This window comes from Marinobacter sp. UBA5687 (assembly GCF_002420325.1).
GTDB lineage: Bacteria > Pseudomonadota > Gammaproteobacteria > Pseudomonadales > Oleiphilaceae > Marinobacter > Marinobacter nauticus.
Genome location: NZ_DIHV01000076.1, coordinates 7,955 through 14,668, shown reverse-complemented (window position 1 = coordinate 14,668; position 6,714 = coordinate 7,955). Strand labels below are relative to the sequence as shown.

At 56.5% G+C, this 6,714-nt stretch carries 4 protein-coding genes and 1 tRNA gene; all 5 read right to left on the bottom strand.

Going from position 1 to position 6,714, the window contains the following annotated elements; translation table 11 throughout:
- Positions 1-244: 244 nt before the first annotated feature.
- Positions 245-3,541, bottom strand: a complete 3,297-nt coding sequence (locus tag B3Y70_RS07975) for an Ig-like domain-containing protein (RefSeq protein WP_288589576.1) — start codon at positions 3,539-3,541, stop codon at positions 245-247.
- Positions 3,542-3,552: 11 nt separating this feature from the next.
- On the bottom strand, positions 3,553-4,890 hold the full coding sequence (aupA, locus tag B3Y70_RS07970; RefSeq protein WP_153740779.1) for an alkane uptake protein AupA: 1,338 nt from the start codon (positions 4,888-4,890) through the stop codon (positions 3,553-3,555).
- 298 nt (positions 4,891-5,188) lie between these two features.
- Positions 5,189-5,743, bottom strand: a complete 555-nt coding sequence (locus B3Y70_RS07965) for a PEP-CTERM sorting domain-containing protein (RefSeq protein WP_011784179.1) — start codon at positions 5,741-5,743, stop codon at positions 5,189-5,191.
- A gap of 210 nt (positions 5,744-5,953) precedes the next feature.
- Positions 5,954-6,030 (bottom strand) — tRNA-Ile (locus B3Y70_RS07960).
- 60 nt (positions 6,031-6,090) lie between these two features.
- The coding region (locus B3Y70_RS07955) for a sigma-70 family RNA polymerase sigma factor (protein ID WP_288589573.1) at positions 6,091-6,714 on the bottom strand (624 nt) is incomplete at its 5' end.

Here is a 6,714-nt window from a genome sequence, read left to right as displayed (position 1 = left end):
TTGCCGTTGTTGACCTCAATGGCAACGCCACACATGGCTTCGCAGAGGTGACAGGTGCGGTAGTGGACGCCGTTTTCCATGCAGGCTCTCCCGGAATTCTTGTTGTTGGGTTTCATATTGCAACCAGATTATCAGGAAAACGACCCGGAATGAAAAACCGATTGCGATTGTGGCCCCGAAAGGCCAACAAAAAAGGCCAGTCCGGAGACTGGCCTGAGGAGGGTAGACCTGAGTAACCTGTGTTTTATTCGTACTGAGCCGGTAGGTCTTTGACCGGGTTGGAGATGAAGTTGAGGTAGGTGCCACCAACCGGAATCTCCAGCGGCAACTTGATGGTTACCAGGCCGATCTGAGAGATTCCCGCCGTGTTGGCTGTCACCAGAAGCTCATCCGCATTGCCAACAAAATTCACATTACGTTGCTCGATTTGCATACGCCCGTCATCAAAGAAGGTGATGTCTCCTTTGAGGTCGAGAGTGAATGGCCGGCCATAGAGATCATGGGTGCCGCCCAGTGGAATGACCATGTCTGGAGCGTCCAGCAGCAGGTCCGCCTTGGTGATGAACACTGGCTGTCCATTTTCGCCTTCAGCGATCACCCCGGGAATGAGTGAGTTGCGTGCGCAGTTGCTACCAGTGCACGAAGGATCATCTTTCGCGTAACGCATCCTGAGAACCTGGGTGTTTGTCACCGTTTCTTCCTGCAGTGGAATAAGGCCTGCCAGCTTGATCTTGGTGAAAACGCTGATGGAGCTGGTTGCGAGCAGTGTTGGATAGAGATCCACAAGAATGCCCTCGATCTCATCACCCTCAACGGTTGGATCCGGATCATAGGTACCGGGGCCTTTTACCTCGGTGTTAAGGGCGTAGGTCTGATAAATGAACTTGCTGCGAGGGCAGGAGACCCCTTCGCCGGCGTCACAACCGACCTGCGCCGGTACATTACCACCTGCAAGAGCGCTGGCTTGAGCTGTTTGATTGCGAACGGCCAGCTTGGTTGCGTTGGCAGAGGGAGCCCATCCCTCCGCATCACTGCCTTCATGGGCAAACGGCTCGAGGCAGTCGTCGGTATTCTCAAATGCCCGGTTACCCTTGCTGCTGTCATAGGGATTGCAGTCAATCAGGAAGTTCGAGTTGGTATCGCGAATGGGAAGGTTCCTCAGCGGTGTGAATACCGTCGAGACCGCTTCTGTGGCCGTAAAATAGATCACCAGTGGATCATTTCCACCATCCGGGTCGTTCAGACCCTCGAGCAGATCCGTTTTCAGAGCCAGGCCATCGGTGTCGCAGATTGCGCTGTAGCTCCCGGGCGAGCAGGCGCCAGAGCTCTCTGAGGATGCCAAGGTATAACGATAGTGAGCACCGGGTTCCCAGGGTTGATCCGGAAAGAACCGCACCCGCTGAGTGTTTTTCTCTAGCCGTCCGGGCACGCTCTCGACAACGCTCACAGTTCCCGCGCCGATACCGGACTGAGTCACTTTCTCAACGGCGAAGGTCTGGCCGAGAATAAAGGAGTTGATATCCATCGATTTTGAGAAAACCACGGTAATGGGCCGATCCGCCGGCATTTCACTTACCGGCATGATGTCGACGGTCGCTGCCCGTCCTCCGTTATAGGCGTCGCCCCTCACGTCATAGCACTGGCCAAGCACACCATTGGCAAGGTCCAGTGCACTGTGATTGGTTTCGCAGGGGAAACCGGGATAGGTAGTAAGTGCCAGTGGCGGGCGAACCTCAACGTTGTTGCCTTCGATGGGATCCAGTGAGAAGGTCAGCGTATCCAGGGCGACGACATTCCCGGCCAGATCGGAGACGCCGTTGACGCTCACATCATAGGTTTTGCCATGCTCCAGACCGCCGGCTTTGTTCAGGGTTACCGTGGTGCCGTCGATAGCATGCTGAACGTCAATCGCGGTGCCGTTTTCCGACACCGTGATGCCAGTTTCGATTGATTTCGGATCAAGCGGCTCATCAAAGAACAGAATGATCGGGTCACCCGGGCGCTGCATGGACTGTCGGGTTGCCGGAACGGCGTTCGCAGGGCCGGGCATCCAGCTCACCAGGCTGGGTGGTGTGGCATCCAGTTCCCGCAGGTTCTCGGCATCCAGAACCGAGTCGGCATCGGTTGCGGCCTGCAGATGGAAGGCAATGGTGGAATCGGTGAATTCCTGACCCAGCAGGTTTGGTTCCACCATGCCGATGGCGTCGATGGTCAGAACGCCGTCCCGAACCAGAGCAATGCCGCGCAGTTCAACCCCCATCAGATCCTGGGACAGCGCGGCATTCGGCTGTGCTGCCTCCGTGTTCATGGATACGTCCATAAACAGGGTGATATGCCGCGGGGCATTGATGTCATCGGTGTACTGGTTCGGGCTCATGTAGCCGGATGCATCCGAGAGCATGGTCACTTTGATGGTGCCGGTTTGCTGGTCTTCGCCGGTCGCGGCATCCAGAACCTGTACCTTGCCACCCACGAGTACGTTCAGGCTGGTGCTTTTCAGCACACTGCCCTTGGGAATGCGCAGCGGCAGTGCTTCGTCAGCATCAAACGCAGGGGCGTAGGCGAGCTCGGCAAACAGGTCCCCGGTTTGTTGAGAGGGGCCGGCTTCGCCCTGGAGTACCGAGTTGAGCGTGACGGCATTGAGGGCCTGGCCGTTGAGCACGGAGCTCAGCTCACCGTTGCCGGAATCCACGGCAGTCTGTTGCAATACAACCGTTGGGCCCGTGTCTCTCGGGGTAAAGGTGAATTCCCCGGTGAAGCGGTTGTCCTCACTGCTGTCGGTCAGGCTGGCGAGGTTGGTCAACTGCAGGGTGTAGGTTTCACCGGTGTCGAGAATATCCTGCTTGCTGCCGCACTGCGACAGTTCGGGGGTTACGCAGGGGTCAACCGTAATGCGGTTGCCTTTAACCAGTACCGTCGCCGGAACCTCTTCACCGCTGGCGTCCTTTAACTGAATACTGCCGCCGAGTGATTGCCATTCAGGATGGACCGGTTGCGTCATGGCAAACCGGAAGGTCGAAAAATTCATGGCCTGGAATGGGCTGTCGCTGGCGGGTACTTGCCAGGCAATGTCGAAAGTGTCTGCGGTGTTGGCCAGCCCCGCGAGACCCGCATAGGCACCGCGGGTTGCGAACTGGATGCCATCATCACCTGTCGCGTTCGGAGTGGTGATTTGCCGGCCGCCCTCGGCGGCCAGTGGCTCCTGGAACGTCACGCTGAATTCTTCGCCGGTCGCAAGCGGGTTAGCGGGCTCAAGCTTCAGACTTTTGCCGCTATCGATCAATGTCACCGTAAAAGGCTGGGACTGGCCACTACTCTGCAGGATGATCTTGTTCTGCAGGGTTGCTTCATCATCGGTAATAGGATGTGAGAAGCGCAGCACGATGTCGGCTTTCGGGCTGACATCAGCTTGCCCATCCATCGGGAAGGAATAGACCATTGCGCCGGGCCTGGGCTTTTCGTCAATGGTCTGTTTGTCGCCACCGCCGCAGGCGGCCAGCAAAATGGCCGGAATCAGTGCCAGGGTCTTGTTGTACTTCATGGCAAGCCTCCTCAGAACTTCAGGGTGATGGAGCCGCTGAATACGTGGATATCACCATCGGCAGTGACACTGGTTTCGTCACCGTCGTAGTCAACGAGGGTGAAGTCGCGCTCCTGCAGTTGCTGGTACTGGTAGCCCAGGTCGAGGCGTACCGGGTAGGCCAGCAGACGGGTTCGGTCGTAAGTGGCACTGATACCAAGGCCAACCACCAGTTTGTCGGTATCCAGGTAGTTGAGCTCCGGATTACGGGTGGTTTTAAGGGGAGACTCTTCGTAGGCAATACCGCCACGAACGGCGAAGTTCTTGTTCAACTGATATTCCGCACCAAGGCGGGGAATCAGAACGTCGTCGAAACCGATCCGGTTTCCGGAAGCTACGGAACCCTGGTCCTTGATGGAGTCGCCGCTGAATTCGTCTTCCAGTTCCGACCAGTTCTGTTGTTCGATACTGCCGCCGATGCGCCAGCCGTCACCGGAGTATTGGGTGCCGATGGCAATCGTTTCCGGCTGGAATGAGTCGATGGTTGTCACAGCCAGGCTGAGCCCGGGATCCGGGATGGTCTGGGTCACGATGATGTTGGAGTCGACTGTGGTTGAGGCCGATGACTTCGTCCGGTAGGTCAGCGCCGTTTCCCATCCGTTCAGGAAACAGTCAGATTCAGGACAAAATGTGCTGCCCAGATCGATGTTCGTGCCCAGAATGGTCTTCAGAGAAGGCTCGGCATTGACCGCAAGGCGCTCACGGCTGGTTTCGCCGCCCAGCGTGGAGACGGCATCAAGATTAGCGGTCGCTTCAAGCGTTACCCGAACCGAAGCACCGGCGGAAATACCGCGCCAGATCGGGGTTGCACCACCGATGTTAAGGAACAAAGGTTCTTTCCCGTATTGAAGGAACTGTCCGCTCTCGCTGGTTTCAGAGCTGAAAGCCAGCATCTCCTTACCGTACTTTTCCACGCCCGCAATAAACCCGAGATAGATGGGGTGCCCGAACCGGGTGAGTGACCCAAGGTTGGTCTTCATGCCGATCAAAACGTGTTGGCTCGGGGAGTCGGAGACAATGTCCCCGCTGGCGTTGGGATTATCGGAGCGCAGCTCCTGTTCAGAATGAAGGATACCCGCCGTAAGCTCGCCACGAGGATCTTTCGTCAGTGCTGCCGGATTGTAGTAGGTGGCAGAAACCTGCTCATTGAACATTGAAAGGGACTGGGCGGTGGCCACATCGACCGGCATTACACCATAACTGGTGCCCAGGTTGCCCATACTGGCACTGGTGGGCATGGACAGGGAGGCGGAAACTGCTGCAACGGCAAGGGATACCGCCCGTACTGAGAATCGGGGGGAAAGAACCATGTATACACTCCGTTCACTCATTGTTTTTGTGCTCAGTCCCGAGGGATTCCTTTCAGGACTGGTACGCTTGTTCAGGTTTTAGTGTATGAGGCTTGTCTGATCGGGACGTTGGCATTTTTGACACGACAGGGTGTCGGTAGAACCACGTACCTCAAGAATTGTCTAAAACGGCTGAAAACTCATGAGCTTAAAAGGTGGGCTTCTGTGTATTTCTGTTACTTAATGTTTGCGGTTTTGTGAACGGGCACAAAAAAAGCTCCCCGAGGGAGCTTTAGTGGCATGTAAAGAATGTCGACACTCAGGCAGGTTTCTGTAACTTTCTTCTGATTGTGAGCATGCCCAGAATGCCAAGTCCCAGCAGGCCCAGTGTTCCTGGCTCAGGAACCTGTACAGGAACGGACTTGCCAAAGATCGCTACATGAGAAATGGCGCCTCTGTTCGGATAAAAGCCCTGAAGATCCAGTACGTCCTGGCCATTCCAGCTGCCGATGTTGAACAGGTATTGTGGCTCGTTGCCGTCTTTGACAACCAGATAGCACTCAGGGCACACAATGTAGTCCGGGCCATCCCAGCTGATCACCGCGTTGTTTGGGTCTCCGGTGAAACTGGTGGAGTAGAAGGATTGGTAGGAGCCTTCTTCCGGGCCTTCGTAGTTGGACTTGTAAAGCAAAGTGAGGTCGGACGTTCCAAAAAGGGCTGCAACGTCACCGGCGTCAAGCGCTGGATTTGGGGGGCCTACGTCGACAGTTTTGTCGGCGTCTGCGGGGCCAAGGATCAGGGCCATAGCCCCAGCAGACCAGGTTAATGCCAGAGCCGCAATAACGTGTGTTATCTGCTTTGTAATCTGTTTCATTTTTCACCTTCTCTCAGGGCAAGCCCTGAACGCAGTGCGGCGAAGCCGCGATCTGTACTTACGTCTGACTTTTAGCACAGTGTGTGCCAATAGGATTATTTGACGTTAAAACAGAGGCTTGGGCAGTGCTTAAGAGAAGGTTGGAGGCGTATGTGTAAATAAGTTGGACAGGAGTGAGTGGGGTGCGGGTTGGGGGCGGAGTTTGGGAGATGGTGGGCCCAGCTGGACTCGAACCAGCGACCAAGGGATTATGAGTCCCCTGCTCTAACCAACTGAGCTATAGGCCCGGAAAAGAAAGCGGGCGCCATTATACCCACGAGGGGTGGCGCCCGCTACTGCCTTGGGGATTAACCGTTGCCCTGATCGTCAATGAAGCCGCGCAGGTGATCGGAGCGGGAAGGGTGGCGCAGTTTGCGCAGGGCCTTGGCTTCGATCTGACGGATACGCTCTCGCGTAACGTCGAACTGCTTGCCGACTTCTTCCAGAGTGTGGTCGGTGTTCATCTCGATACCAAAGCGCATGCGCAGTACTTTGGATTCCCGAGCGGTCAGGCCGGCCAGCACGGAGCGGGTGGCTTCGCGCAGGCCTTCAGCGGTGGCAGAATCCACTGGCGACAGAGCCTGGATATCTTCGATGAAATCGCCCAGATGGCTGTCTTCGTCGTCACCAATGGGTGTTTCCATGGAGATCGGCTCCTTGGCGATCTTCAGCACCTTGCGGATCTTGTCTTCCGGCATATCCATGCGCTCGCCCAGCTCCTCGGGTGTGGGCTCGCGGCCCATCTCCTGCAGCATCTGGCGGGAGATGCGGTTGAGCTTGTTGATCGTCTCGATCATGTGCACCGGAATCCGGATCGTGCGGGCCTGATCCGCGATGGAGCGGGTGATGGCCTGGCGAATCCACCAGGTAGCGTAGGTGGAGAACTTGTAGCCACGACGGTACTCGAACTTGTCCACCGCCTTCATCAGGCC